Raw genomic sequence first — 26,580 nt, forward strand, 5'->3', positions numbered from 1 at the left:
CCAAGTCTTAAAGCTCATCAACTATAGGTTGATGGATTGTTGTACAACATAACAGTTGTCACGTTGCTTCTCAACCAAAAAGACGAGCCACATAGGCTCGCCTCTACATCATTCCAGATTACTGCTCCAAACTTTCCAATACGGTTTTAATTTCGCTGTTCAAACTAAGTGCATTATAAATCGCAGTCAAGGCTTCAGCACGTGACGCATGATACTTAGGTCCAAACTGACTCGTACTTATACCCGAAAGCACACCAGCTTGTGCTAATTGTTTAATCGTATCAGCCGCAAAAGAAGTGGACAGGTCGGTGAAGCTTTTTTCATTCGAGGTGTCCTTTTTCAATCGGTCTAAATCCAAGATCCGCGCCAAAATGGCAGCCATTTCTTGACGAACGATCGTTTGGTCTGGTCTAAATGTACCGTCCTCATAACCATTTAATACTCCTGCTGTGGTCAGTTTTGTTATGGCATCCTGCGCCCAGTGATCCCCAATATCGTTCAAAACCACAGGCTGGTTTCCACCACTAATATCGAAGATTCTAGAGATGATAGTAGAAAACTCTGCACGGGTAATTTCACCATCAGGTCTGAAACTGCCATCCTTATATCCATTTACGATACCCAGCTTTGAAAACATGTCGATCGTCTTTTCTGCCCAATGTCCTTGTAGGTCTGACGGTTTAACATTAGTAGAAGAATTTAAAGCAGATTCTGCTTTAGATTTTATATTCTGCAGTACTTTGTTGTCTGCAACCACTACGTTACTGTTGAATATGTCTTGCACAGGAACAGTTGGTTCAGTCACCAGTTCTTCAGGTACAGCTACTGGTTCTTTAGATACAGTTACCGATGAAGATGATACAGCTGATGTTGCCGTATTGCTGCTGGAATCATCGCTAGAATGGTCACTGTTTCGATGGCCAGACCCGCTACCGCTGGAACTACTGGAATCACTGCCAGCATTATTGGGTGCGGGAGCAGTAACAGCTGTTACGGTAATTGGAACATTAAAGCTATATCCGCTGTATGTGGCGGAAATTACCGTGTTCCCTTCTGAAAGTGCTCTAATCTCTCCCTGATTAACCGTAGCGACATTCGTATTGCTGGAAGTCCAAGTTGCTTTTTCACTGACATCAATCTCTGACGAATCTGATTTTACAACGTTTGCTATAACCCGTTCTGTATCCCCTACTAGCATTTTTCTATTTTTGATAGAAGCACGCAATTCTGTGTAATTGTCATCTGTTTGTACCGGATCTGGCGTTGGTACTGGATCTGGCGTTGGCACTGGATCTGGTGTTGGCACCGGGTCTGGCGTTGGCACCGGATCTGGTGTTGGCACCGGGTCTGGCGTTGGTGTTGGATCTGGCGTTGGTACTGAGTTGATAGAGAATGAAGCGGTAGCTGTCGAGTTCTTCACATCTAATGCTCCGTTGGTTGTGCCGTTATCAATCACAGTATAATCAAAACTTGCCGGGCCCTGGTAGTCTAAATTCGGAGTGAATAACACAACCGATCCGTCTAGAACTACCGTCCCACCTTGCGTATTTTCTACCGATGCGATGCTAAGATGTTGTAAGCTCTCATTCACAGGGCCTGCCGTGTCGTTCGCTAAGAGTTCATCAACAGCGATAGATTGTGCTCCTGCATTTGCCGATAACGATGGCAGTGTATCATTCACAGCTATCGGACTGTTGTTTACCTCACTTACAGTGATTCTGGCTTGGTTCGGCTCGCTGACCCCTGTTCCAGCCATATCTAGCGATGATTGTACGTCGAAGCTGAAATGATCACCTGATGGAGAGTTAGCATAAAGATTTGGCATAAATTTAAGCCCTGCTTCGCCATCCGCTACAGAAATGAATTGACCATCTCGGATTTCCATTACCCCATCGTTTTTATAGAGGGTTCCACCAATAATGTTTGAGATTCTAAAGTACGACACGTCAGTTCCATCCACTTGATTACGAGTAAGGATCAGTCCGTCAAAGCTTTGCTTGTCTTCCTCTGTCAAAGCATCTGTCACATTAGGGACATCAGCGACAGAATTGACCCCAAAGAAGGCTTGCTTGACCACCGACTGCGGGACTGAGACGCCGTCCGATGTTCCATCATCGGTGACGGTAAAAGAGAAGCTAGCGGTTCCATTGAAATCCGGCTGAGGTGTAAAAATCACATTGGTTCCATCCAAACGTACAGCCCCTCCTGCAATGCTGCTGACTGAGGATATCGTTAGATGTTGACCATTCTCATTCGGACCAGCAGACGCATGCGCAAGCAGTTCTGCAAAAGGGATGGTCCGCTCTCCTGAGTCTTCTGAAATGGAGGATAGCGTTTGGTCTTGAGCTGTCGGAGCATCGTTTACTTCCGTAACATGGACAACAGCCCTAGTAGCATCGCTTAGTCCATCCCCCGTTGCACTCTGAGCCGCCTTTACATCGAAAGAGAAGGTGTCTCCCGCTGCATTGTTGGCGTTTGCCATAGGCACAAACCTCACGCCATCGCTGGCTTCTGCTGCCGTGATAAAAGTTCCATCAGGAGTCTCCGTTACCCCATCACTATGATACAGCTTGCCCCCGATAATGTTCGTAACTTGATAATGTGTCACTACCGTTGAATCTTGCGGGTTTGGTGTAATGGTTATATTGGATGTCGGGATATCTTCCTCAGTAGTTACAGCAGCTACCTCAGGCATTTTGGATACAGCGGGCAGGGCTGCTGTTTCCAATATCAACTGGGGAATATCTACGCCGTTGTCATCGGCTGAATATGTAATTTCCGAATAGTCTCCAGGGTTCCCTTCTTCATTGGCAAGCAATGCAAAGGAGACAATATCATCCGTCTGTTGTTGTACAAAATGGGTAACATCAAAATCAACCCAGCCTACTTGAAGGTCTGAGCCTGTTTTCGTATTCAAAGGCTGATCCGTCGGGTTCAGTGGAAAAGCTTCGTTGCTCCAAACATCGGCAGTCGATCCATACACGGTCAAAAAAGGATTCAAGTTATAGCTATAGCCGATGGAAGAGATATGAATTCGCAAGGTTGCCTTCGTTACAACCTTGTCTGTCAGCTCAGGCATGTTAAACTGAATCGCTGATCGGTAATATCCTAACACTGTGTCCGAAGACCTGCCAACATAGTTTTCTGGAGCATCCATCCAAGTGTCAGACTTGCTCCATGTTCCGTCTTGGATTAATTTGGGTTGTGCGGTTGGTGCCGCACCAGCATCTGCCACCGAGATGGCCGATGAGAAGATTAGTGATACTGCTGTCAATGCATATGTGAATCGTTTAGTAGACTTGCAAAAATGCATACCTTTCCTCCTATTGAAATAAATCTATGATTGCTTCTTGGATTATACAATGTCGTCACTGAACAAATTCTGAACAATTTGCCCGCTGTTTGCTTCCTTATAAATAAAATTATGATATATGGCTGATGGATATTGATCCAAACCTTTTGAATTGCCTATACAATTCGGTCAAGTGTACATTCGGTGATGAACATACCTCTCCCATACAGTTGAATGGCTTCCATGGATAGGCTATTGTAAGGATAGGATACTTTTCCCAGATAAAAGAACTTACAGGAGGTCGTTTTTCTTGATGATCCTTGAACTGGTGGCCTTTATTTCTACTGCTGTCTTGTCTACGTTTTTTTCCTTTCGATACCGCTTGTGGAGACGACTATAGTGAGAAGTGAACAAGAGATGCTGCATACCATTCTCCAATTTGCTCAAGAGGACGAACGGGTACGTGCCGTGATTATGAATGGTTCACGCGCCAATCCACATGCTCCACGAGATATTTTTCAGGATTATGACATCGTCTTTCTCGTATCTTCCATGGACAGCTTTATTCAGGAACGTGGCTGGATTCACCACTTTGGAGAATTGATCATTATGCAGACGCCCGATGAACATGCGGAGCCTACTGTGACGTCCCGTGATCACTTTGCTTTTCTTATGTTATTTACGGATGGCAATCGCATAGATCTTACCCTCTGCCCTGTGGCTAACATCGCCAATTGGCCCCGAGACAGCTTAAGTGTACTGCTCCTGGATAAAGACGGACTGGTGAAGCCTTTTCCACCGCCAAATCTTCAAGATTATAAGACAGTCCCTCCAACCGCCCAAACCTATGCAGATTCCTGCAATGAGTTCTGGTGGGTCAGTACTTATGTGGCTAAAGGACTATGGCGGCATGAGCTTCCCTATGCCAAATTCATGTTAGATCGACCTGTAAGAGATGCACTTCACTTGATGTTGGAATGGCATATGGGTATACAATCCGACTTCACGGCAGATCCAGGGAAGCAGGGAAAATACTTGGAGAAGCACCTTGAGCCTGATCATTGGACGGCCTACATCCAAACGTTTGCGGATGCAGACTATGAACATATGTGGCAGTCTCTTTTTATCATGGGTAATTTATTCAGAGAAGTTGCCCAGAAAGTGGCGAACCATTATGGTTATAAATACCCGATTCAGGACGATCAACGTGTTACTAACTATCTCTATCACATAAAAGCTCTCCCTACAGATGCAACGGACATCTATTAATGAAAAAAACCAGTCGGGCACTTGAGATGTGCTAGGCTGGTTTTTTTATACTCTAACGTTGTTTGCCCAAAATACCGTTTTGGATGGGCTGTCCCCTAATATTAGTTTTCGGTCAGAACCCGGTCGCCTCTGCTGGCAGGCTGAGAGATAACTAAAAATTCAACATCCTCATTCGTTTCATTAAACATTTGATGAGGCACCATAGGAGGAACCTCACACCCTTCCTGAGATCCTAATTGGACTCGTTCACCATCCACTTCAAGTACCGCTGCACCTGATAAAATAAAGAAAAATTGGCGCGCATGATGATGATAATGTCTGACTTCATGTGTATTTCCCGGCATGCGCTCATGAATAATGCTCAAATCATCATTTTTCACCAAGCGCCAACCATCACATTGATCTCCCCATATATAATGTTCAGCACTATGTTTACTTATTTTCAAAATGAACTCCCCCTTTGCAGTTACATTTTTATTGTAAATCTAGAACCACAAAGCAACAATCTTAATTATAAAAAATGACAGAATCAATGTAAAAAAGTCCCGTGGCCAGATCATTTTAGATATCAGCCTCGATAATTTCCTCCAACTTAATCCAGCTAAAATCCTCTTCCCCGCGAGATAGCTTCACTTCTCGCCGACTTGTGTTAATCACTGTCACCAGTCCGCACAATTCCTCATCATCAAACGGATTGAACACTCTTAGCGTAATTGGCTTCCGTTCGTTATAGGATACGATAATGGCCTGTTCAATCTGCTGTATTTCCTGATCGTCCAGTGTTGGCTTGCCGCGTCTTCCCTGCTCCTTCATCAGTCTTAAATATGCCTCCCGATGCTCAGGCAAAATCATACGCGAACTTTCCCATATGCCGTTTCCTTCAAGCTTTTTTCCCATCGTAAGCCCCTCCTATGCTGTTCTGGTTACCGGATGCCATGCCAATACATGATCTAATCGAAAAACACGTGGCTGACCAGTTTGCAAACAGGTGGCCCGGATCAAGCCATTCTGCACACGATGCACCTCTATCTGCCGATGAGACAGTTTGCCCTTTCGGTCCATATACACGATTTCCACGATCTGTCCCACATATTTCTCCAGCATCATCCTTCACTCCTCATCAGAACGTTTGTTTGTATTATATGCGAACATGCGTTTGATTATCAATGTAAAAAAAATCCCCTGAGGGAGTGGCCTCTCTCAAGGGATTTAAAACTCATAGGTGGACAGCTTAATATCCTCTTTACTCAAATCTTTCAGCGGATACACAGGGCCATTCCAATAAGTCAGAATATCATGCGGCTCATTAATACCATGTTCTTTTAAAGTGTGAGATAATTCGAGTAATACATGTGGAAGTTGATAAGAGCTTGTTAAAAATTGATATTCTTCTGGACTTTCGCAGTCTTCTGCTCGATAAAACACAAAGTAACCCTCGGTATAATCCCCAATGAGTACAATATAACGAGCAAGAAACATAATTTCACCATTGGCAAACGGAATGGAAAATGTCGAAGCGGAGATCAAATCTGTCTCTAATGCCTCAATACGAACGGTGAGTTCATTGTTTAGAGCATCCATTTTTTTTCTTTGTTCACTGATGAGGTGTTCATAATTTACAGGAACAAGCCCCCCACTCTTGATCGTAGCGATCAGTTCATCTATAAATACTTTTTGAGACAATACTCGATTGCTCATCCTATTCATCTCCATATTCGTGAAAAAATAAGTATGGAACTCCCGCTCAACATGTTCAATATTATGTATTAAAAGCTTGATTCATTAATTATCCAGCATTTTTGTGACTGCATTCACGACCCTTTCCATCTCAAATGGCTTAACAATAAAATCTTTTGCTCCTGCCTTAAATGCTTGTATAATGGCTTCCTGCTGACCCAAAGCAGAACACATTAAGATGTTGGCTTTAGGATCAAGCTCTACAATCTTTTTAACAGCCTCAAGCCCATCCATTTTAGGCATATTAATATCCATCGTAATTAAATCGGGTCGAAAATGTGCATATTTCAAAACCGCATCATACCCATTTTCCGCTTCTGCAATAACAGAGTGACCTAAATCCAACAGAATATCCTTAAGCACAGAACGCATAAATAAAGAATCATCCACTATTATAACTGTTGCCAAGTTAACCTCTCCAATCCGTTGTCTTATGAAATGCACGCCCAAACTTCAATATCGGTGAAAAAACTAGTTATATTAATAGAAAGAATCTGTAAAAAGAAAAACGCTACCATTGAATTATAAAAGGAATTTGAAACTAGCTACTACAGCATTAATTTCAATAAAAACGTTTCGCAATGACGTAAATCATCTCTATAGTATGAAGATTACAAAGTACTAGTATCTTTTAAACCCTTAGCCCTATATAAGCCGGGTTGAAAAGCTGCGGGCTATCCTACAGCTTCTCAGCGTATAAGCTCGTAATTTTCTTGCACATCATTGAAAAGGACTGTACTTCATCTGCTGTTAATGCTTCTTCAATTAAATTCATGATTTCATTCCCGAAATCGTCAACACGGCTAAGAAACGCTTTTCCCTCACTGGTAAGTACAATGTTATAAGAGCGGCGGTCATTGGTTTGCCTTTCCTGATTTATATACTTTTTCTCCAGTAGGCGTTTTGTCAATTTAGAGATCCCCGACTGTGTAATACCTTTCATTTCAGCAAGTTCCTTTGTGGTTTTTGGACCTTGCTTATTCAAAGTATCCAGTATATAGTATTGTGCCGTTGATACACCTTCTACGCTGAACCGGTTAGAGTATGCTAAAATCATACATTGAAAAGGGACATAACGATCTTCTAAATCTTTTGTTGGCATTGCTTTTCCTCCTATGTGCGCCCGATATATTCCTTCAGGTAACTTCCTGTAAGTGAATGTCTGCATTTAACTAAATCTTCTGGTAAGCCTGTAAATATGATTTCACCACCATTTTGCCCGGCAAAAGGACCTAAGTCGATAATCCAATCAGCCTGACAAATAATGTCTAAATTATGTTCGATTACAATAAGGGTTGAATTTTGTTCCACTAGGCGATTCATTACACCAATTAACTGTTTTATATCCGCCATATGCAGGCCAGTTGAAGGTTCGTCCAGAACATAAATTTGCCCGTCATTTTCAAGCTCAGAAGCAAGCTTTATCCTCTGTAATTCCCCGCCTGATAAAGTGTTTAGTGGTTGTCCCAAAGGAATATAAGTGATTCCAACATCTGAAAGCATGTTTAATACCCTGCTAATTTCTTTTTCCTGAAAAAATTCCAAAGCTTCTGCTACGGTCATTTTAAGAACTTCACTAATATTTTTGCCTCTTAGCTTGTATTGGAGCACTTCATCGGTAAAACGATCCCCTTGGCATTCCTCGCACACGGTAACAATTGTATCCATAAAAGCTAAGTCTGTGTATGTAACACCCAAGCCTTTACAAACAGGACAAGCCCCTTGGGAATTGAAGCTGAACAGGGAGGCACTAACACCGTTCTTTTTTGCAAATAACTTTCTGATCCTATCAAAGATCCCCATAAAGGTGGCTATATTTGAACGCTTTGATGCTTGTATCCCTTTTTGATCAATGAATACAGTTTTAGGATAAAATTGAGGTAATACTTGATTGATAAGCGTACTTTTTCCTGAACCAGCGACACCAGTTACAACTGTCATTACTCCTTTGGGTATTTGAACCGAAATATTTTTCAGATTATGTAACGTTGCATTTTCGATGGAAAGCCAGCCTTTTGGGGTGCGTGTATTGAGTTTATACTCAGGCTGGTGTGATAAATATTTTCCAGTCAGTGTACCCGATTCCTTTAATCCCTGTAAATCTCCCTGATATACAATTTCACCGCCATAAATTCCTGCACTCGGTCCCATGTCGATTATATGATCTGCAATCTTTATCAGATCGGGGTCATGTTCCACAATAAGCACGGTGTTGCCTTTGTCTCGCAAAAGTTTCATGAGGTCATTTATTTTGCTTATGTCATGGGGATGTAGACCTATGCTTGGTTCGTCGAAAATATAAGTAAGGTCAGTCAGGCTACTTCCCAGTTGACAGACCATTTTAATTCTTTGCGACTCCCCACCTGAAAGAGTAGATGTTTCTCTATTTAGACTTAAATAGCCTAATCCAATCGATACCATCTGCTGCAGCCGATTGGCTAACTCAGAAACGATTGTGACGGACACCGGAGTATGAATGGTCTCAATAAACTCTAAAAGTTCACTCACCTGCATTTCAGCACATTCAGCGATATTTTTCCCATTCACTTTACAAGACAGGACCTTGTCACTCAGGCGTGTCCCGTTGCAGTGTGAACAAGTCTGTTTGGTAACAAAACGCTCAATTTGTTTACTATATCTTGTCTTTTCTCCTTCTTCTTTTTTTAGAAAACTCCGCTCAATGCGCGGAATCAGCCCCTCATACAACGAGGTTTTATGCCATTCAGGTGAGGGATTTTTCACTTTTATACCATCAGCGTAGAGAAGCATTTCCAACTCAGCTTCGGAATAATCCTTAATTTTTTTGTCATTATCAAAAAAACCTGAATGAATATAGCGTGTTAATCGCCAACCCCCAGGTTCAAAGGTGGGAAAACAGACTGCGCCCTCGTTTAAGGATTTGTTTTTATCTAACAGTCGTTCGATATCAATTGTTTCAACCTTTCCCAAACCTTGACATTGGCTGCACATACCCGCCAGATTATTGAATGAGAACACATCAGAGTACCCCACAAACGGAGTTCCGATTCGTGAAAATAACAGTCGTAATAGAGAATAAATATCTGTAACGGTCCCTACTGTTGACCTTGCGTTACCACCCAACCGTTTTTGATTGATAATAAAAGCGACTGATAAATTTTCAATGGTATCCACATCTGGTTTTCCATAATGCGGCATACGGTGACGAATAAAACTTGTATAGGTTTCATTTAATTGCCGTTGTGATTCTGCCGCTATTGTATCGAATACCAAAGATGATTTCCCTGAGCCAGATACACCCGTAAAAACCGTAATTTCTTTTTTGGAGATCACCACATCTATATTTTTTAGATTTCGTTCCCTCGCTCCTAATACCCGTATACAATTGTCACTCATTTCATTTACCTTCTTTGTAATATAGTTGATTAGGGTTAATAGTTGATATGCTCAACTATATTTTATCATTATTTTTATGAATGGCAATGTTGAACTTAGTCAGTAGACACGAGAATCACCAGTAACTAAAGTGCCGATAGTCATAAAAAAAGACGCTGCTATTTATGCAGACGTCTTTTTCGAACTATTTATTTAAAGTTTACTTATTCATTCAGAGCTTTTTTCAAAGCCTCCAGGTTGTTTTTCATTACACCCAGGTAATCTAGATTCTTCTGCTTGTCTTCATCTGTCAACCCTTCAAGCGGATTCAGCACATCCGTTTTCGAACCAATTTCCGTAGCTACGGTCTCGGCAACCTTCGGATCAACCAATGTTTCAAAGAAAATTGTCTTTACATTATTTTCTTTAGCAAACTTGATAATACCTGCCAATTTGTCCGGTGTAGGCTCTTGCTCTGGAGATAAACCAGCAATGGGTACTTGGGTCAGACCATATTGCTTCGCCAAATAGCTAAAAGCAGCATGCTGCGTAATAAAGTCTTTACGTTTTACATCTTTCAGACCCGTTTTGAACTCGTTATCCAGTTCTTTCAGCTTAGCGATATAAGCATCAGCGTTTTTCTCATAGTCTGCTTTGTTTGCAGGATCGGCTTTTACAAGCCCTGCTTCTATAGCTTCTACTTCTTTTTGAGCTAAGACCGGATCAAGCCATACATGAGGGTCCAGCACATGATCGTGATCATGGCCTTCCTCTGCGTGTGCTTCTTCTCCTTCTTCCTCTTCAGCAGATCCTTCCATCAAGTTCAACCCTTTGCTTGCTTCCACTACTACACGCTTATCATTCGATGCGCTGCTCAAAGCCTGTTCTGCCCAACCTTCGACGATCCCGTTATAAACAAATACATCAGCATCCTTAACCTGTGCCATATCCTTGGCGCTTGGCTCCCAGTCATGCGGCTCAGCACCGGCAGGAATCAACGCAGTTACGTTAGCATGATCTCCGGCAACTTGCTTGGTAAATTCATACATTGGGTAAAAAGTGGTGACCACATTCAGTTTTTTACCACTGTCCGCTGTTTGTGCCGTATTAGGTTCGGTTTGGGATGCATTCGTGGCTGCATTATCAGATTTAGCTCCGCAACCGGCCAAAATAAGTGCTAGCCCCGTGGACAATACAAATGATTTTTTGAACCATGTATTCATATTCATAACTCCTTATGTTTTAGTTTTTTATAAGCTCACTGACCTGCCGTATTCTTACGTCGGGAAGCCTGTTGCTTGCCAAGCTTACGGACCAGCTTTTGAATACTAGCTCCTACGATCAGGAATAATAATAGCACCATAGCAATCGTCCCCCCTGGGGGCGTACTTAGTTCATACGATGCGGTTAAACCCATAAATACACCGATCAATGCGGTGACCATAGATATCCAGATGGCTGCCGCGAAGCTCGGTGCAATTCGAATCGCCAGTGCAGCAGGTAGCACGATTAGTGAGGAGACAAGCAGCACACCGACAATCGGCATTGCAGCGGCTACAATCATTCCTGTTAAAATACTAAACGCAAATGAGATGGCCTTGACAGGAAGACCATTGGTCTTCGCTGTTTCTTCATCAAAGGTAATCTGATACAAAGGACGCCGGAATACGAAAAAGAAAATACCTCCGATCACAGCCACTACGATCATCAACATCAGCTCTGTCTGATTGACCGCTACCACCGAACCAAACAAATAAGCGGAGAACCCTTTGTTGATGCTCTGATTCAGATTCATTAAAATAACAGCCGTCGAGAGGCCTCCTACCATAATAATAGCCACAGAAATCTCACTATATGTTTTGTAAGACCTGCGAACGTATTCAACGATAATCGCGCCGATCACGGCAACAATAAATCCGGTTATCGTCGGGTTAATGCCTAAATAGGCACCCGCTGCCACTCCTGCCAGCGATACATGCGATAGCATGTCCGCCATGAGAGCCTGACGCCGCAGCATCAGGTATACTCCAAGCACCGAGGCCAGCAGTGCAATTACCCCACCGGCACAAAATGCCCGCTGCATGAAGTCGTAGTGCAGCATTTCCATCCGCCATCTTCCTTCCTTTCAAGCTCAATAATACGATCCAGATAATGTTGCACTTCCGATAGTCCATGGGTTACCATGACCACGGTTCTTCCATATTCCTTAACCTGCTGATTCATCAGATCGTAGAAATGATGACGGCTTTCCTGATCCATTCCGGTCGTGGGCTCATCCAAAATGAGCAAATCCGATTCCTGAGCGAGCGCTCTTGCCACACAAATACGCTGCTTCTGTCCACCGGACAATTCGCCGATTTTACGGTGACGCAAATCCCACATGCCTACCTGACGAAGCGCCTGCTCCGTCAGATCATGATCCTCAGACCGCATACGGCGCAGCCAAGAGCCATGAGTATATCTTCCTGAACGGACAAATTCCAAAATCGTACTTGGAAATCCGCCATTGAAGGCAGCAATTTGTTGGGATACAAATCCGACGACGAGCTTTTTGCCTTCACCTGTACGGTTGGACATAAACACTTTGCCCTTCCAAGGCTGAAGTAAACCGAGCAGCAACTTGAGCATCGTCGATTTGGAAGCACCATTCGGTCCAGTGATAGCCACAAATTCTCCGGAAAAAATTTCAACATTGGCATCCACCAAGTTAGGAACATCCCCGTAGCCAAATGTGACCTGTTCCAATGAGGCCAATAACATGACGCAAATCTCCTTTTCCTTTAAAAAGCCTGGAGCCATCTGAGCGATCATCATTTGCGCAGATTCTCCAGGTCGTTTATGATCATTAAACCATCTACCGTAATTATTACGATTTGGTAATAAAAAAATAAGCGTTTGATAAACGTAACCTTTACGCATTAGCAAGTTTAACAGTTTAGGCAAGGTTCGTCAATGTTTTGGCAACTCTTTTGTTTGTTTACTTCATTTTGTCCGGGTATAAGCCTGCAGCCAAGGTTTTCAGTGCAATTGGTGCACGCACGCCTTCAGCCGCCGCGGACAATGGCAGCACTATAAACCGTTTGTTTTTGATCGCTTCCACACCAGCCAGCGCAGGTTTGCTCAGGAGCAGCTTCTCTTTATCCGCCAGTGAAGTATCTCCATAGTCGAGGATGATATTTATGTCACAAGATGTTTGTCTTTAACAGCAGAGAAGACAAGCCCTTTACGGCTGCCAATGATTATCTGACGTCTTTGATTAAAAGTGTGACGGCAAAAAATATTTTTGATGATATCTACAAAAGTTTTACCAAGGTAAACTAGGACGTTGTCAGCCGTCAACTCTAAGCGCAAGGTTCCTAAAGTATCCACGGCGGCATGAATTTTAGTGGTCAGTCCCCCTCGGGATCTTCTTATAGCCTGAAAAAACTGCCCCCTTTTACCCCGGCTCCATGCTGATGGGCACGAACAATGGTCGCATCTATCATTACTCTCTCAAAGTCGGATTCAATCAAAACATGTTCCAAAACCATCTCCCAGATGCCGGCAATTTGTCAGCGGCAAAACCGGTGTACACCAAGGACCAAGAGGGATAATAGTCTGGTATATCTCCCAAGGTGCCCCGTACGGGCGTCCCATGCGTCGCGTTGAGGATCACCCGATTGTCTATTCCTGGTCGACATCCTTGTTTTTGATTCAGGTGACACTATGTCTTTGACGATTATAAATACGCGCAATGGTATGAATAATCGTTGCTACTGTTGTAGGCAACATTGTGTACGGCTGTAAAGCTACTATAAGGACATGTGTATCAGTGGAGTTTATAAAAGCTTGCGACATAGCCCATGGATCTAAAGTAGTGTGGTGAAAATATACTAAAGAACCTTTAAAACCAATTTCATCTAACATTTTAATAAAATTTAGATTGGCGGTTATCTGAGACTTATCTTTTTCCGTGAAATGTGGAAACTGTCAATAACAATTTATACTCATTGCCATTTCAGCCCTCCAAAACTTCTGTAAGGATACTAAGGTTGTTTATGGTGTAGTTTGGTTTTACAAAAAGATTTATTGAATTTTTTCTGTTCAACCATATACATTTTAAACCAGCCTTGTGAGAACCCATTACATCACTTCTTAAGGAATCTCCTATATATACTACTTCTTCAGGACGCAAATTGAATTCTTTTAACGCCTTTTTAAATAATTCCGGTCTTGGTTTGTAGGAACGAGCATCTTCACTACTCAATACTCCTGAAACATGAATATCATGGAATTTGATAGCTTCATTTATATTATCATTATCAATATTTGAAACTATGTAAACTGGTAGTTTACAATCCCTAAAAAAACTTTTCGAATCAAGAAAGATTCGAGGTTTAGAAAGATAATTATACTGTCGCTGGATTAAATCATTTGTAAGACAAGAAGATTTATACAATTGAATAGTATTGTTTAATGAAATATAGCTTAATTCTCTCTGCTTTCTAAAATACTTTCCATAATGTTTATCAGTTAAATTATAGAATTGCTCACACCATTCTTTTCTAACTTCAACAGAAGATACCTGTATTTCTGAGGCGTTTTGGATCTCATTACAAATATCATTTACTATTTGATCATCATCTTCAACTAGAGTACCGTAAAAATCAATGAGTAAAGAGCTTATTTTCATGTTATCACCTTATCTAGATTCATCATAAACTCTCCTAAAGCCACTGCTTGTTCATATTCTTCATTTATTAATTCGAGTCTATATTGGTCAGTTATTAAGTATCTCCATATTACATATTTCTTTTTCATATCTAACTTTCTTTTCAAATTATCAAATAAGAAAACTTTTTCTATTTTAAAGTCGGCAAGCTTGTCAGAAATATCTAAAAGGATAACATAGGGGTCAATTTCCTGCTCTAGATTTAATAAATTGATTTGAAGAATGCCCTTGTTCAATATATTCATAATTTTTTGGTATCTACATTCTTGATCAGGATATTCTTCAATACACATCACAAGTATATAATTGGTAAACAATGTATCTTTTTGTGTAGTGTTAGACTCCCAATCAATAACCTCATTAAAATAGTTGAGAAAATTATACTTATTCAAAAAATAACTCTTTTCAAAACGTTGTCCCATTAATAAATCGTCCTTCAAATATAGCAATTCATCATCACGATATTCATTTAACAAATTGGCTGGTATTGGATCATAACACTCTTGAATCTTTACTATATTGGCTATTCTTGAAGTAATTACGCTAGCAACTTTCCCTGCATCATGACAAAGGCATAAATCTACCAATAAATCATCTTTCAAATGATATTTGAGATTCTTTTTTCTTAGAAAGAAAGCTTTTTCCAATACATCATATAAATGAGTATGGAAGTTTATATCCTTAAATTCAGTATATCTACCAATATCGTGTAGAATATATTTTAAACTAGGATCTTTTTCATACAAAGAAATTACAAATTGTTCTTTTAAAAAACTAATTAGTTGAGTTATTCCATATTCTAAGAATGATCTTTTCACTCCAATTGTTATTCTAATCCAACAGCTTTGATTTACTCCTGAACATATGCCCGGGAAAACTGCAACCTTTTTGTTTTTAAGTAATTCTAGAAAGAAATCATAGCTGCTTAGTCTACTATTTATTTTCACAAAAATATTTATTCCAGTATCAGGTACAATGACTTCTGAGATTAGGGTTGGTGTGTATTTCATCAATTTATTTACTACATAATTTCTATGAAGTTGTATTTTATTATCAAAATAATCTACGTTAACATTATAATCGTCGTACAAAGTTTGTAACCATTCAATAGACAATTCATAATTTTCATCGAAATCTTTTAACTGTGATTGAGTAATCCTTTGGATACCTTTCAACCGGTATAGATTAAACCTAGCTTCACATTCTTGTAGGAGATAAAAAAATGATGCAGGTCCTCCATAGCAGGTAGACGCTTTTTCATAATATTCTTCAATCAGGTTTTCTTCTGCTACTATATATCCTAACTTCATACCTGGAACGGATATTTTTTTTGACATACTTTCCATTCGAATAAGCTTTTTGTGATTTTCAAGGCCAGCTATATTTAATTCGGGATACTTAGCGCCGGCTTGATCAAAAATTAAGTAAATGTTCTTCTCATCACAGTAAGAAGATAACTTGTTTAACTCTGCGATATTCATTCCCTTTCCTAACGGATTCATATCAGCTAGTATAAGAATCACACGTGTTTTTTCAGTGATAGCTTCTATAATCTTATTTGAATTGAAGTATTTATCATCAAGCATATCTACAAATTTAGTATTTGCCACTTTTTCACATGCTGTAGCAAATGGAATATACGTTGGTAAATGTGTTAATACTTCAATTTCACCATGTTTTTCTTTAAGAAAAGAAAGCAAATGATATAAGCCAGCTGTTACTCCAGTTATTAAAGCAATATTTTTATAATTAAATGCATTCATTTTTAATTTTTCATTTTCTAAATCTGATATCGCAATTCTTGCAGACTCTCGTCCTAAACTATGTGAATAACCATACCAATTTTTTGCTAAAGGAAACTCAACGAAATACTTCATAGAAGGAGGTAACTGAAATTCATCTTGATCTAATGCCCCGGTGCTAAGGATAACGTTATCTTCCGCATCATACTTCCCATATAAATCATTATGAAAAAAATAATTGAAATATGCTTTATAATATGAAGAAGTTTTAATAGGAGTTGAAAAATCATAACTAGGAAACGCATTTAATACTTCCTTTTCGACTTTAGGAATATTAACTATGTTAGCTGGTTTAATAAATTTTTCTGGGATATGAGAGGCTAAATTAGTAGTATCATCTGAAAGGACATGAATAGTTTGCTCCAACTCTTCTTCTATTTCGATGATTCTATTTTCTATTAATGACCCATACATTTTTTTGATATTATTCATGTGATTTTCATCTAGTTTCATTGGGTAATTTAAATTCATATTTTACACCTCTTCGCCTAATTTAATGGTTATTGGAACATACATTTCATCTTGCTCAAATGCACCATGTTCAAATAAATAGCTATACCCTGTTGATGGGAAAGAAGCATTTCTTGCGATAGCTATGATATCTCCCATTCTTTCTATACAATTCGCATTCTCATCTAATAAATTTAATTCTACTAGATCTTTTTTGCTTATAACGTAGCCATTGTCTTTCATAAGTTTTTCAAGCCATAGCTTAACTTGTTCTTCCTTCCCTACTTTGGGATAAGCATAGATAACTCTACCTGCCCCGGCAGTATCATATGCTAAATCTTCATTTTCATTTGAAACATCAAATATATTTATTTTAATATTTTTTTGTTGAATTTGACCATGGTCAGAAATAAATAGAAAAGCCCTATTCTTTTTGCTATGTTTCTCCCAAAAATCGAATACTCTTTTCCAATTAATTGAATTTGTCAAAACATCATAACCGTTAACATGAATAAAGTAATCTGTATCTATATAATTCCAAATTAGCAATTTTTCACATTCATTAATTTTTAATAGTTCCTCATTTTGGCAAAAAAAGTAATCTAACATTTCATTCGGTTTTTCAGTAAAGCTTAAATAATCGTTTTTTATTCGAATTCTTATTGATCCTTTGTACAAATCATTTAGTAATGGTTTAAATTCTCCTTGAAAGTTAGTTCCCAAACTATAACTGACTACTCCTTTATCACTCAGCAACTCAAAGAGAGTTGGTCTATCAGTGGCAACCAGTTTGAACTTGTCTTTACTACCTAATATCTTTCTCTCACCTTTATGACTTAGAACATTTCTATGCCATATGTAATTTTTATTATAATTTTCTAAAAGAAATGAGGTGCCATATATACCATGCTCAGAGGGTTTAGTGCCTGTTAATATAGACCCCCAGGAAGTTGATGAGGTTGAAGGAAAAACTGAAGATAACATGCTAACTTTGTAACCCGAAAAATCTAATGAATAATGATTAACTTCTTGCATATAGTATTGATAAGAAATAGCGTCAAAAGCAAAGACAATGACTTCATCATAATGATTGTATAATTCTGAAATAATATTATAAATTTTACGAATAGATATATCCCAGTCAGGTAGATATCCATTAAATTTTTCATTATAGTTTTTTTTCTTAAGTTTATTAAAGTATCTATTAAGTAACTTATTATCATTCGGGGAAAAAAATTTAGCGTCTGCGGATAAAATTGAAGATATATTGTTCATTTCTAACTCCTCCTACATATAATTATTTAAATTTATAACGTACACACTTTTCTCTCAACCACATACTCAAAGAGAGAGTTAACATCTATAAAATTATCAAACAATAAATCTTCATCATCAAATTCAATATCAAATTTCAGTTCAATACTCACAATTATCTCTATAAATAGTATGGAAGTAATTCCAAGGTCGATTAAATTTGTAGAAGGCGAAATATCCGCCACCTCAAAAATGATATTTTTTATAATTTTTTGTATACCATTAAATACTTCATTTGAATTCAAAGTAATTCCCCCTAATTTCAATTTTTTTGTATTATTCTGCTTGCTCTAGATAAAATTTTGTTTTTCAAATGTGCATTTTGTTTTTCACTTTCCATATAACTCGATAACTGCTTAATTGTAGGATATTGAAATAAATCTGCAATAGAAATTTCACAATTAAACTGTGAGTGAAGATGACTATGTAGGTCCATTAGAAGCAATGAATTTCCACCAACCTCAAAAAAATTGCTATCGATAGAAACATTTTCAATTTTTAATAGTTCACACCAAATTTTCTTGATTTTAGAACAAACTAAGTTTGTAATATTATCAAACTCAATAGTTTCTTTAAACTTTTGAATTTGATATTCTTTTAGTAATTTTTTTTCATCGATTTTTGCATTGTCTGTAAGAGGTATTGATTCAATTTGAATAAATGCACTCGGTATAATTTGGTAAGGTAATCTTTCTTGCAAATAATTCCTTATTAAATTTGGATCGATCACTTTAGTGGCTGTGAAAAAAACAATTAATCCTTTATCGTCATTTTTTTCTTTATAAGCTATCACGGTAGTTTCTTTTACACCCTCAAACTTCATTAATATATGCTCAATTTCACCCGGTTCTATTCTAAAACCTCTTATTTTAATTTGTTTATCAATTCTTCCATAAAACTCTATATTGCCATCCAATAACCATCTCCCCAAATCTCCCGTTTTATAAACACTAGCTTCAACCCTATAGTCCAAGGCAATCTTTCTAAAAACTTCATCAGTTTTTTCTTGTTGGTTTAAATATCCTTTTGCAAGTCCTTGACCCCCAACATAAATTTCTCCTATCACTCCTGGAGGAACAATTTTTCCATTTTTTAATATATATACATTAGATCCATTAATAGGTTTTCCGATAGGAATTGTTTTAGCATCTGATGATAAGTGTTGAATATGATAATAAGTTGAGAAAGTTGTGTTTTCTGTTGGTCCATAAGCATGAATAAAATTAGTATTTTTATATTTTTCAATTACTCTTTTAAAATGTTTTACGCTTACAATATCTCCACCTACAATAACATTTTTAAGACTTGAAAATATTACGGGATTATTATCTACTAATTTATTAAAAAAAGCTGTTGTAAAAAAAACATTGTTAATTTTATATTTAGTAATTTGCTGTTCTATTAGTTTAGAAGAAAGTAATGTGTTTTTATCTACGATTGCTATTGCAGATCCATTTAATAATGCTCCCCAAATTTCAAAAGTTGCAGCATCAAAAGAAAGAGGAGAAGCATGTAAGAAACAATCTTCTTTATTAATATCGATATAGTTAGGATCTATAACTAATCGAATTACCCCTTTGTGTGGTATCATAACTCCCTTGGGATTTCCTGTAGATCCTGAAGTATAATTTATATAAGCAATATCATTATGCGCAATTTTTAACGATAAATTACTATTATCTTCTATAGTTATTTCTTCCCAAAAACTATCAATACATATTATATTTTTTTCCAAACCCTTCTCATATAATTTTTTTTTGTATTTAGAGCTCGTGATAATAACTTCTGGTTTTATATCATCTAGCATGTATTCTAATCTGGAATTAGAATATTCTGGTTCCAAAGGTATATATGAACCTCCTGATTTTATAATTGCTAGAATTGATAGGATACAATTTATGGATCTTTCCATATAAACTGCAATAAACTTATTATTAAGACTTAATCTTACAATATATCGTGCCAATTTATTTGATTGATTATTCAAGTCAATGTAAGATATGCTTTTCTCTCCATCATAAATACACATTCTATTCCCATTTTTTTTTACTTGCTTTTCAAAAAGATTTGCTATATTTGTATTAATATCTCTATTAGTGTAAGAGTAATTATAATCGAATAAAACTTTATTTTTTTGTCGCTTGGAGCAAAAATCAAGGTCTTTTAATTTTGTGCTCAATAAATCGGTGAAACTAAGAGTGCAAATATTTTCAAATAAAGTGGTGAAGCTCTCAATGAAGTTATTTATGAGTCCTAAATCATAAACATTTGAATTAAAAATTAATCTAGTAGGTTCATTTTTAGATTTATTATCAATAATAAAGTTGAATTTATTAGTTAATTGATCAATTTCTTCTAAAGTAAAATTTGCTTCATTTATTAAAAGAAGACTATTATCAGTAACTTGAATTGCTTCACACAGATTAGATATACTTATAGCAGATGTATGATTATCAATTATACTTTTTCCTATCACATCTAGGTATTTATTTAAATTAACATCAAAATTGATGTTTTTACTTATCTTAATCGGAAAAAAAACTTTTTGATTACTCATATTACTTAAAAACCAGATATTATCATTCTCCGAAAAATAACTAAATGCTAAACCAAATATACTTAATAATAATGTTTCACTGAATAATTGATTGGGTTCTAACAAATTTATAGTCTGAATATTTCTTGTTCGAAAGTTATTATCGAAATTAGCTGGTAGAAACGATTTCATTTGATGGTTTTTATCCATGAATTTGATCCACAGACTGCTGTTTTTCATATTATCTATCAAAAATTTCATCTCCTTTACATTATGCTATATTCAGCTCGCACACATCTAAATAAAGGCGATCCAACTTCACTTACTAAGTGTTCCTTATCAAATATAAAATCAATATTCTTCTTAATCAGATATTTATCAACTTCATTAATCAGAATTTCTATGTGGTCAAATGTTAATTTTTCCATCACCAATAATACTGCTATTTTAATGGTAGGAGGCAAATCTGTTAATATTCTAAAATTTTGTGATAACCAATGCACAGCAGGTGGCCAATGATAGTTAATTAAAAAAAGAATTTTTATTAGGCTTAAGATCATTTGAGATATGGAAACATGAGCATTTAATAAATTACAACGTTGAATTGCTTTCTTGGCCTTATTTGCAGAAAAAATAAACTCAAAATAGTGCAGTTTTAATCTCTCATCTCTTTTCAAAATATCCATAGTTGTAATTTGAACTATTTTATTTTTCAAGTAATCAAATGGATCATATAATATTTTACATGTTTCATAAGGCCAATGATCTATATCTAAAGGGGAATATACTTTTTTGTCAAAATCACTTTCTGGAATCATTAATAATTCTACTTCTATTGAATCATTTTCAATTTTTTTCCGAAGTAATCTTTGATTACTTGGTAAGTCAATATAAAACTCATTTTTTACTACTACCTCTAAATCATAATCTGACAGTATGTCTTTATAAAACCTAGATGAAGAGCCAACATTAACGATTCCTAAAGTGTTATAATTGTCTCGAATTTCTTTTGTTAAATTTTTTAATATTTCAAGCATTTTTCCACTCCAATTCTTGAATTTGTATTAGTTCAGCATAATTCTTATTTTGCTCAAGCATGTTAATAACTAAATCTATAGAAGAACAATTACAAATATTTTGTAAAACAAAAATGAATACTTGAGATATTAATTCTAATGTTGACTTTGTATATCGATTTTTGCTACATTCTATATTTATTAAACAGTCAGAATTCACATTTTTAATAGTAACTGAAAAATCGTTCTCTTTTTCTAGCTCAGATTCAATAGGAGAACTAACAAATTTCACATGAGTTGATATATCTTCTAAATCTTTTAAATTTACATAAGAAAAAACAATTGAGCATATTTTCCCTACGGGATAATTATCATATTGCTTTAATTCTATAGACTTATTCTTAACCATTAATATAGCATCAAAAAAATCGGTAGCTTTAGAAAAATCTATAGACAAAGGTACTATATTAATAAAACAACCAATTACTTTTTCTGCATCAATTATTGCGGGTCTGCAATTAGTCAATAATCCTATTGTAACTTTATTTCTATGGAAGAAATTATGAAGTACAAACATAAATCCAGTTAAAAATATATCTTTCATACTAACCTTAATCAACTTAGATATTTTTTCCATGCGACTTATTAAAGATAAATCAATCCATTCAGAGTAGTTATCGCAGTAATCATCCCCATCTAAACTTACAAGTATAGGAGAACTTACTTTTTTAATCTTATTTGCCCAAAAAAGAGATGCATTTCGGTCTTTCAAAGTTTTTTGTTGTCTTTTTATAAAGTCCTTATATGAACATTCAAGCTTTTTTAAAGATGTATTGCAATCTTTATGAAGTAATGAATAAGTTGAGAACAGTTCATCTCTGAAAAGAGACATACTCCAACCGTCCATAATACTCATATGATTAAAGATAAGTAGCTGATAAAGATTATTTTCCAGTTTAAATAAACTAATGTTAAACAATTTTATTTTTTTTTTGTTAAGTCCTTCTTCTTGCAATATATGCTTATTTATTATTTTTTTTTGTTCAGCTTTACTAAATGAAGCAATATTTTTGTAATAAATATTAAGATAAGCATTTCTTAATATTGCCTGACAAATGTAACGCTTAATATATGTTACTCTTAACATTTCATGTTTTTGTTGCATTAATAATAAGGCTCTCTTAAAAAGATTAAGATCAAATTGATTATCAATGAAAGCGTAAGGAGTAACTCTTCTAAAATTGTTTTTTTGTTTACTGGATAATGTGCTTGCGATCATTCCTAACTGCATTGAGCTCAAAGGGTAAGCATCCTCTATTTCAAAAGGTAAGTTGGATATGATAGGCTCAGGTACTTGTTTTAACATTGGAAAATCTTCTTTTTTCCAAATGGGATACTTACTTTCATATAAATTGAAAAAGTCTTTAGTAAATTGTTGTCGATCTATCGTAGTTGAAATCAAGGAATGAATAAATAGAGTGACTATTGTTACATTTTCCTTGAATTCAATAGCGATTTTAAATAAAGGAGGTTTAGTTATTAATATTTCCTTGTATAAATCATCATTACTAAGTTGATTATTACTATATAAGATACTAATTTCTGCAGCATCTATTTTTCTAGCAACGAATTGCTTCCATTTACTTTCTTTTTTTTTGAAATAATATCGTAAAGAAGGATAACGTATTGATAAGGCGAGAAATGTATAAATTAAATGTTTATCGCTGTATTCTTCGTGAATTATAAAGTTCCATTTATTCAGCATAGTACCCCCATAGTTAATCAGTCATGTATTTGAGTAATTCTTCTTGCGCAGAAGTCATTGAAACTTCATCTCTGAAAGGAGATACGGATTTTTTTATACATTTAGAAAGTGACTGTACTGTCTGATTTTTAAATAAGTCCTTAACCTCAACTTCATAACCATCTTCAATTAGTTTTGCAATTAATTGTATAGCTTTCATTGAATCTCCCCCTAAAGAAAAAAAGTTATCATAAACCCCGATCATTTTTATAGCTAGTATCTCTTCAAATGCAGAAGCAACAGATTGTTCATCGAGATTTCTAGGTGGAACATATTGAAGTTGTTGATCAGTTTCTATTTCATTGATTCTTGGAAATTTATTAACGTCTATCTTTCCATTGGGTGTTTCAGGAAAATATTCCAAAACTATGAATTTATAAGGAATCATATAGTAAGGCAAAAAATCATTAAGGTAATTAGATAATTCTGAAACAGCAAAATTATCTAACATTACAGTTCTGATATATGATAGATTCACAATAATAAATGCTATAAGTATATCTTCTCCGTCTTCATTCTTTTCAACAATAACTTTACATTGTTTTACCGCGTTGTGTTGGGATAACACATTTTCAATTTCGCCTAGTTCTATCCTATAACTACGTATTTTAACTTGGTTATCTAGTCGATTTATATATTGGATATTTCCATTCCATAGATAACGCCCCACATCACCCGTTCGATATATTCTTTCAGTGGTAATTGCATTATTTAGGATGAATTTCTCTTCTGTTAATTTAGGATCATTATAATAGCCTCGAGCAGTTCCTTTACCGCTTATACAAATCTCTCCTGGTATACCAATAGGCTGAATAATCCCATCATTATTTGTAATAATTATTTGAGTATTAGCGATCGGCCTCCCAATCGTTACTTCATTTGTATGAGTTAAGTCTGCGACACATGACCAAACTGTTGTTTCTGTGGGACCATACATATTAAATATCATTCCATTAAACGAACTTTTTATTAAGCTCAATAGATCAGATGATAAAACTTCGCCTCCAACTAACATAATTTTTAATTTTTCTAAATACGCTGTAATATTTTCAACTGATAATAGGTGGCGCATTCTTGACGGTGTTAACTGTATAACTTCTATTGAATTGTCGAGAATTAATTTTGCTAGTAAGTTCATATCGAATTGTTCAGTTTCATTAGCTACTACAATTGACATTCCATTTACCAAAGGAAATAAAATCTCCAATACATGAATATCAAATGAGATCGTTGTTACTGATAAAGTTTTTTTGCAATCTTTAAAATCAATAGCATCATATATTCCACAAAAAAAGTTTAGAATTGAACTGTGTTCTACCATTACTCCTTTCGGATTCCCTGTAGAGCCAGATGTGTAAATAAGGTAGGCTAAATCCTTTGGCTCGTTGATTCTTCTAATATTAGAATTATCTTCTTTTTGTAAGTTTTGCTTCTCAATTACTAAAATCTCTTTATAAGCTTTCAAATCATTTTCCATATTACCTTCTGTAAGTATTAATTTCGTATTACTATTGTTAAGAATATACTCAATTCTCTTTTTTGGATATTGAGGATCAATAGGGAGATAGGCACCTCCAGATTTAAGAATTGCGAGTATTGACACTATCATATCAATTGATCTACTCACCATTATTCCAACAACATCGTTTGGTTGTATGCCTTTATTTCTGATAATCCTAGCAAGCTGGTTAGATTTTTGATTAAGTTCTTTATAGGTAAGACTTGATCCGCATTGCTCAATAGCAATCAAATCCGGGTTTTTTTCTACTGATTTTTCAAACAGTTCTATAATTGTTAGAGCCTGTGGAGCTTCGACAGTATTGTTGAAAAGTGTCAGAATTTTTTTTTCTTCTTCGCTGGACAATAAGTTAATGTCACTGATACTCTGAGTGGTATCTTCTAACAAAGCTTGTAAGATGAGACGATAGTGGCTTATCATATTTTTTATGCTGTCTTCGTTGTATAATTCATTTCTATATTGAAAACGAATATCAATGGTATCTGAATTATCCACTACCTCCAACAGTAAATCGTATGGAGAAGCTTGATCTGAAAAATTAAAAGATTCTAATGACAACTCTGGAATATCCAATTTGGAAAACGGATTCTTTTGGTAACTTAATACAACTTGAAATATTGGATGATGGTTTGTTCTTTGTGGTTTTAAGAGCTCTACTAACCTAGAGAAAGGATAATTACTTCTCTGGAAGGTGGAGGAAACAAAATGTTTTACTCTCAAAAGCAATTCTTTTATACTTGGATCTCCCCATAAACTTGGCTTAAGCGCTAACATATTTATAAAGCAACCAATTACATCTTTGAATTCTTTACTTCTTGTAGATATCGGAGTACCGACTATAATTTCTTCTTGACTAGTATACCGATATAGTAAAATATTTAGAGCAGTCAATAATGTGATAAATGGAGAGACACCTAATTGGGTACTCATCTGCCGTAATAATTTTGTGAATTCATTATCTAAGTGCAAAATTTCTGAACTACAATCAAATCCTATATCTTTATTTTTTTTCACGTTATGTAAATCAAGGGATAGAGAGACACCTGCATAATTTTCCAACCAAAAATTATCCAATTCGTCAAGATCATTATTTTTAAATTCATTACGTTCCTTCTTTACATAGTCTGCATATCCCGCAGTAGATATTGGAATAATCTTATTGTTTAAACAAAGATCCATATAATATTGAGAAAATTGTTTCACAAAAATCCCTACAGATGCACCATCAAATATAATATGATGAGCTGTAAAAAGACCTAAATAATATGAATCACTAAATTTTAATAAGCTAACTCTAAGTAATAAGTCTGTGCGAAGGTTAAATGGTTTATCACATTGTTGTCTTAAGTAGTTATTTATTGAATTATCATAGTTATTTGATAATTGTTTTGAAAGATCAATTTCTTTTATGTGAATCTCTAATTTGGAATTTAATAGCTGCTTAACATAACCATCTTCATCTAAGTAAAATGAACTCTTAAGAGTTGGTTGCCCTTCTATTACTTTCTGAATAGCTTCTTTAAAATATTCAACTATTAGATTCCCTTTAAAATGGATACCAAAAGAAATTAGGTTTACATTAGGTTGATTGCCGATCTGTGAAGCTAACCATAGAGATTTTTGTGATTCAGAAATCTCAGAAAAATTATCTTTAGCTGCATTCATATCATAATCGTTCATGTTATTTAATATAGTATAGCGTTCAATAATTTCTTCACTAGATGGTGGACTATCAAATTCCATTACTATGCCCTTATATGATACTTTGATATTCAT

The 26,580-nt window shown here is 36.0% G+C and carries 20 protein-coding genes and 3 pseudogenes; 2 read left to right on the forward strand and 21 right to left on the reverse strand.

The window, feature by feature from the left end:
• Positions 1–118: 118 nt before the first annotated feature.
• Entirely contained in the window at positions 119–3,313 is a 3,195-nt protein-coding gene (locus ACU1JV_RS26025; protein ID WP_413986067.1) for an S-layer homology domain-containing protein, read from the reverse strand.
• A 378-nt stretch (positions 3,314–3,691) separates the two neighbouring features.
• Between ACU1JV_RS26025 and ACU1JV_RS26030 the strand changes: the two genes are divergently transcribed.
• Entirely contained in the window at positions 3,692–4,561 is an 870-nt protein-coding gene (locus ACU1JV_RS26030) for an aminoglycoside 6-adenylyltransferase (RefSeq protein ID WP_413986066.1), read from the forward strand.
• A 101-nt stretch (positions 4,562–4,662) separates the two neighbouring features.
• On the opposite strand, the gene ACU1JV_RS26035 is transcribed toward ACU1JV_RS26030, so the two are convergent.
• The 11 genes and pseudogenes from ACU1JV_RS26035 to ACU1JV_RS26085 all read right to left on the reverse strand — a co-directional run.
• The gene (locus ACU1JV_RS26035) at positions 4,663–5,007 is read right to left on the reverse strand and encodes a cupin domain-containing protein (protein ID WP_025679674.1); all 345 of its coding nucleotides are present in this window, start codon (positions 5,005–5,007) and stop codon (positions 4,663–4,665) included.
• A gap of 115 nt (positions 5,008–5,122) precedes the next feature.
• The gene (locus ACU1JV_RS26040) at positions 5,123–5,458 is read right to left on the reverse strand and encodes a YolD-like family protein (RefSeq protein ID WP_013370963.1); all 336 of its coding nucleotides are present in this window, start codon (positions 5,456–5,458) and stop codon (positions 5,123–5,125) included.
• Positions 5,459–5,470: 12 nt separating this feature from the next.
• Positions 5,471–5,665 carry a hypothetical protein gene (locus ACU1JV_RS26045; protein ID WP_017428465.1) on the reverse strand — a complete coding sequence of 65 codons (195 nt, stop codon included), beginning with the start codon at positions 5,663–5,665 and terminating at the stop codon, positions 5,471–5,473.
• Positions 5,666–5,770: 105 nt separating this feature from the next.
• Positions 5,771–6,259 carry a hypothetical protein gene (locus ACU1JV_RS26050; protein WP_058712548.1) on the reverse strand — a complete coding sequence of 163 codons (489 nt, stop codon included), beginning with the start codon at positions 6,257–6,259 and terminating at the stop codon, positions 5,771–5,773.
• Between the two features lie 84 nt (positions 6,260–6,343).
• A complete protein-coding gene (locus ACU1JV_RS26055) occupies positions 6,344–6,706 on the reverse strand; it encodes a response regulator (protein WP_014599711.1) in 363 nt (120 codons plus the stop codon).
• Between the two features lie 271 nt (positions 6,707–6,977).
• Entirely contained in the window at positions 6,978–7,400 is a 423-nt protein-coding gene (locus ACU1JV_RS26060) for a MarR family winged helix-turn-helix transcriptional regulator (protein ID WP_013370959.1), read from the reverse strand.
• 11 nt (positions 7,401–7,411) lie between these two features.
• Complete coding sequence (locus tag ACU1JV_RS26065) at positions 7,412–9,673, reverse strand: ATP-binding cassette domain-containing protein (protein WP_129549188.1); 2,262 nt, start codon at positions 9,671–9,673, stop codon at positions 7,412–7,414.
• A 203-nt stretch (positions 9,674–9,876) separates the two neighbouring features.
• Positions 9,877–10,875 (reverse strand): metal ABC transporter substrate-binding protein, encoded by a 999-nt coding sequence (locus ACU1JV_RS26070; RefSeq protein WP_014599710.1) that lies wholly within the window; start codon positions 10,873–10,875, stop codon positions 9,877–9,879.
• A 35-nt stretch (positions 10,876–10,910) separates the two neighbouring features.
• On the reverse strand, positions 10,911–11,759 hold the full coding sequence (locus tag ACU1JV_RS26075; protein WP_413986065.1) for a metal ABC transporter permease: 849 nt from the start codon (positions 11,757–11,759) through the stop codon (positions 10,911–10,913).
• Positions 11,705–12,412: a metal ABC transporter ATP-binding protein gene (locus ACU1JV_RS26080; RefSeq protein WP_025724201.1), complete on the reverse strand. Its 708-nt coding sequence runs from the start codon at positions 12,410–12,412 to the stop codon at positions 11,705–11,707. Before ACU1JV_RS26080 ends, ACU1JV_RS26075 begins: the two co-directional genes overlap by 55 nt.
• Before the next feature lie 217 nt (positions 12,413–12,629).
• Positions 12,630–12,836: pseudogene (locus ACU1JV_RS26085) on the reverse strand (ABC transporter substrate-binding protein); the annotation flags it as partial.
• Positions 12,837–12,838: 2 nt separating this feature from the next.
• Between ACU1JV_RS26085 and ACU1JV_RS26090 the strand changes: the two are divergent.
• A pseudogene (locus ACU1JV_RS26090) lies at positions 12,839–12,970 on the forward strand (ABC transporter substrate-binding protein); the annotation flags it as partial.
• Between the two features lie 30 nt (positions 12,971–13,000).
• Here the strand turns inward: ACU1JV_RS26090 and ACU1JV_RS26095 are convergent.
• The 9 genes and pseudogenes from ACU1JV_RS26095 to ACU1JV_RS26135 form a co-directional block, all read right to left on the reverse strand.
• Positions 13,001–13,155 (reverse strand): annotated as a pseudogene (locus ACU1JV_RS26095) (IS5/IS1182 family transposase); the annotation flags it as partial.
• Positions 13,156–13,649: 494 nt separating this feature from the next.
• Positions 13,650–14,324, reverse strand: a complete 675-nt coding sequence (locus ACU1JV_RS26100) for an HAD family hydrolase (protein ID WP_413986064.1) — start codon at positions 14,322–14,324, stop codon at positions 13,650–13,652.
• Entirely contained in the window at positions 14,321–16,636 is a 2,316-nt protein-coding gene (locus tag ACU1JV_RS26105) for a pyridoxal phosphate-dependent aminotransferase (RefSeq protein ID WP_413986063.1), read from the reverse strand. Before ACU1JV_RS26105 ends, ACU1JV_RS26100 begins: the two co-directional genes overlap by 4 nt.
• A gap of 3 nt (positions 16,637–16,639) precedes the next feature.
• Positions 16,640–17,890, reverse strand: a complete 1,251-nt coding sequence (locus tag ACU1JV_RS26110) for an alkaline phosphatase family protein (RefSeq protein WP_413986062.1) — start codon at positions 17,888–17,890, stop codon at positions 16,640–16,642.
• A gap of 32 nt (positions 17,891–17,922) precedes the next feature.
• Positions 17,923–18,174: an acyl carrier protein gene (locus ACU1JV_RS26115; protein WP_446724704.1), complete on the reverse strand. Its 252-nt coding sequence runs from the start codon at positions 18,172–18,174 to the stop codon at positions 17,923–17,925.
• A 17-nt stretch (positions 18,175–18,191) separates the two neighbouring features.
• A complete protein-coding gene (locus ACU1JV_RS26120; RefSeq protein ID WP_413986060.1) occupies positions 18,192–20,717 on the reverse strand; it encodes a non-ribosomal peptide synthetase in 2,526 nt (841 codons plus the stop codon).
• Between the two features lie 14 nt (positions 20,718–20,731).
• Complete coding sequence (locus ACU1JV_RS26125; RefSeq protein ID WP_413986059.1) at positions 20,732–21,502, reverse strand: hypothetical protein; 771 nt, start codon at positions 21,500–21,502, stop codon at positions 20,732–20,734.
• Entirely contained in the window at positions 21,495–23,246 is a 1,752-nt protein-coding gene (locus ACU1JV_RS26130) for a condensation domain-containing protein (protein ID WP_413986058.1), read from the reverse strand. The genes ACU1JV_RS26125 and ACU1JV_RS26130 overlap by 8 nt, the downstream gene beginning before the upstream one ends.
• Before the next feature lie 13 nt (positions 23,247–23,259).
• Positions 23,260–26,580 (reverse strand): non-ribosomal peptide synthetase, encoded by a 3,321-nt coding sequence (locus ACU1JV_RS26135; RefSeq protein WP_413986057.1) that lies wholly within the window; start codon positions 26,578–26,580, stop codon positions 23,260–23,262.

Source organism: Paenibacillus sp. T2-29 (assembly GCF_052921365.1).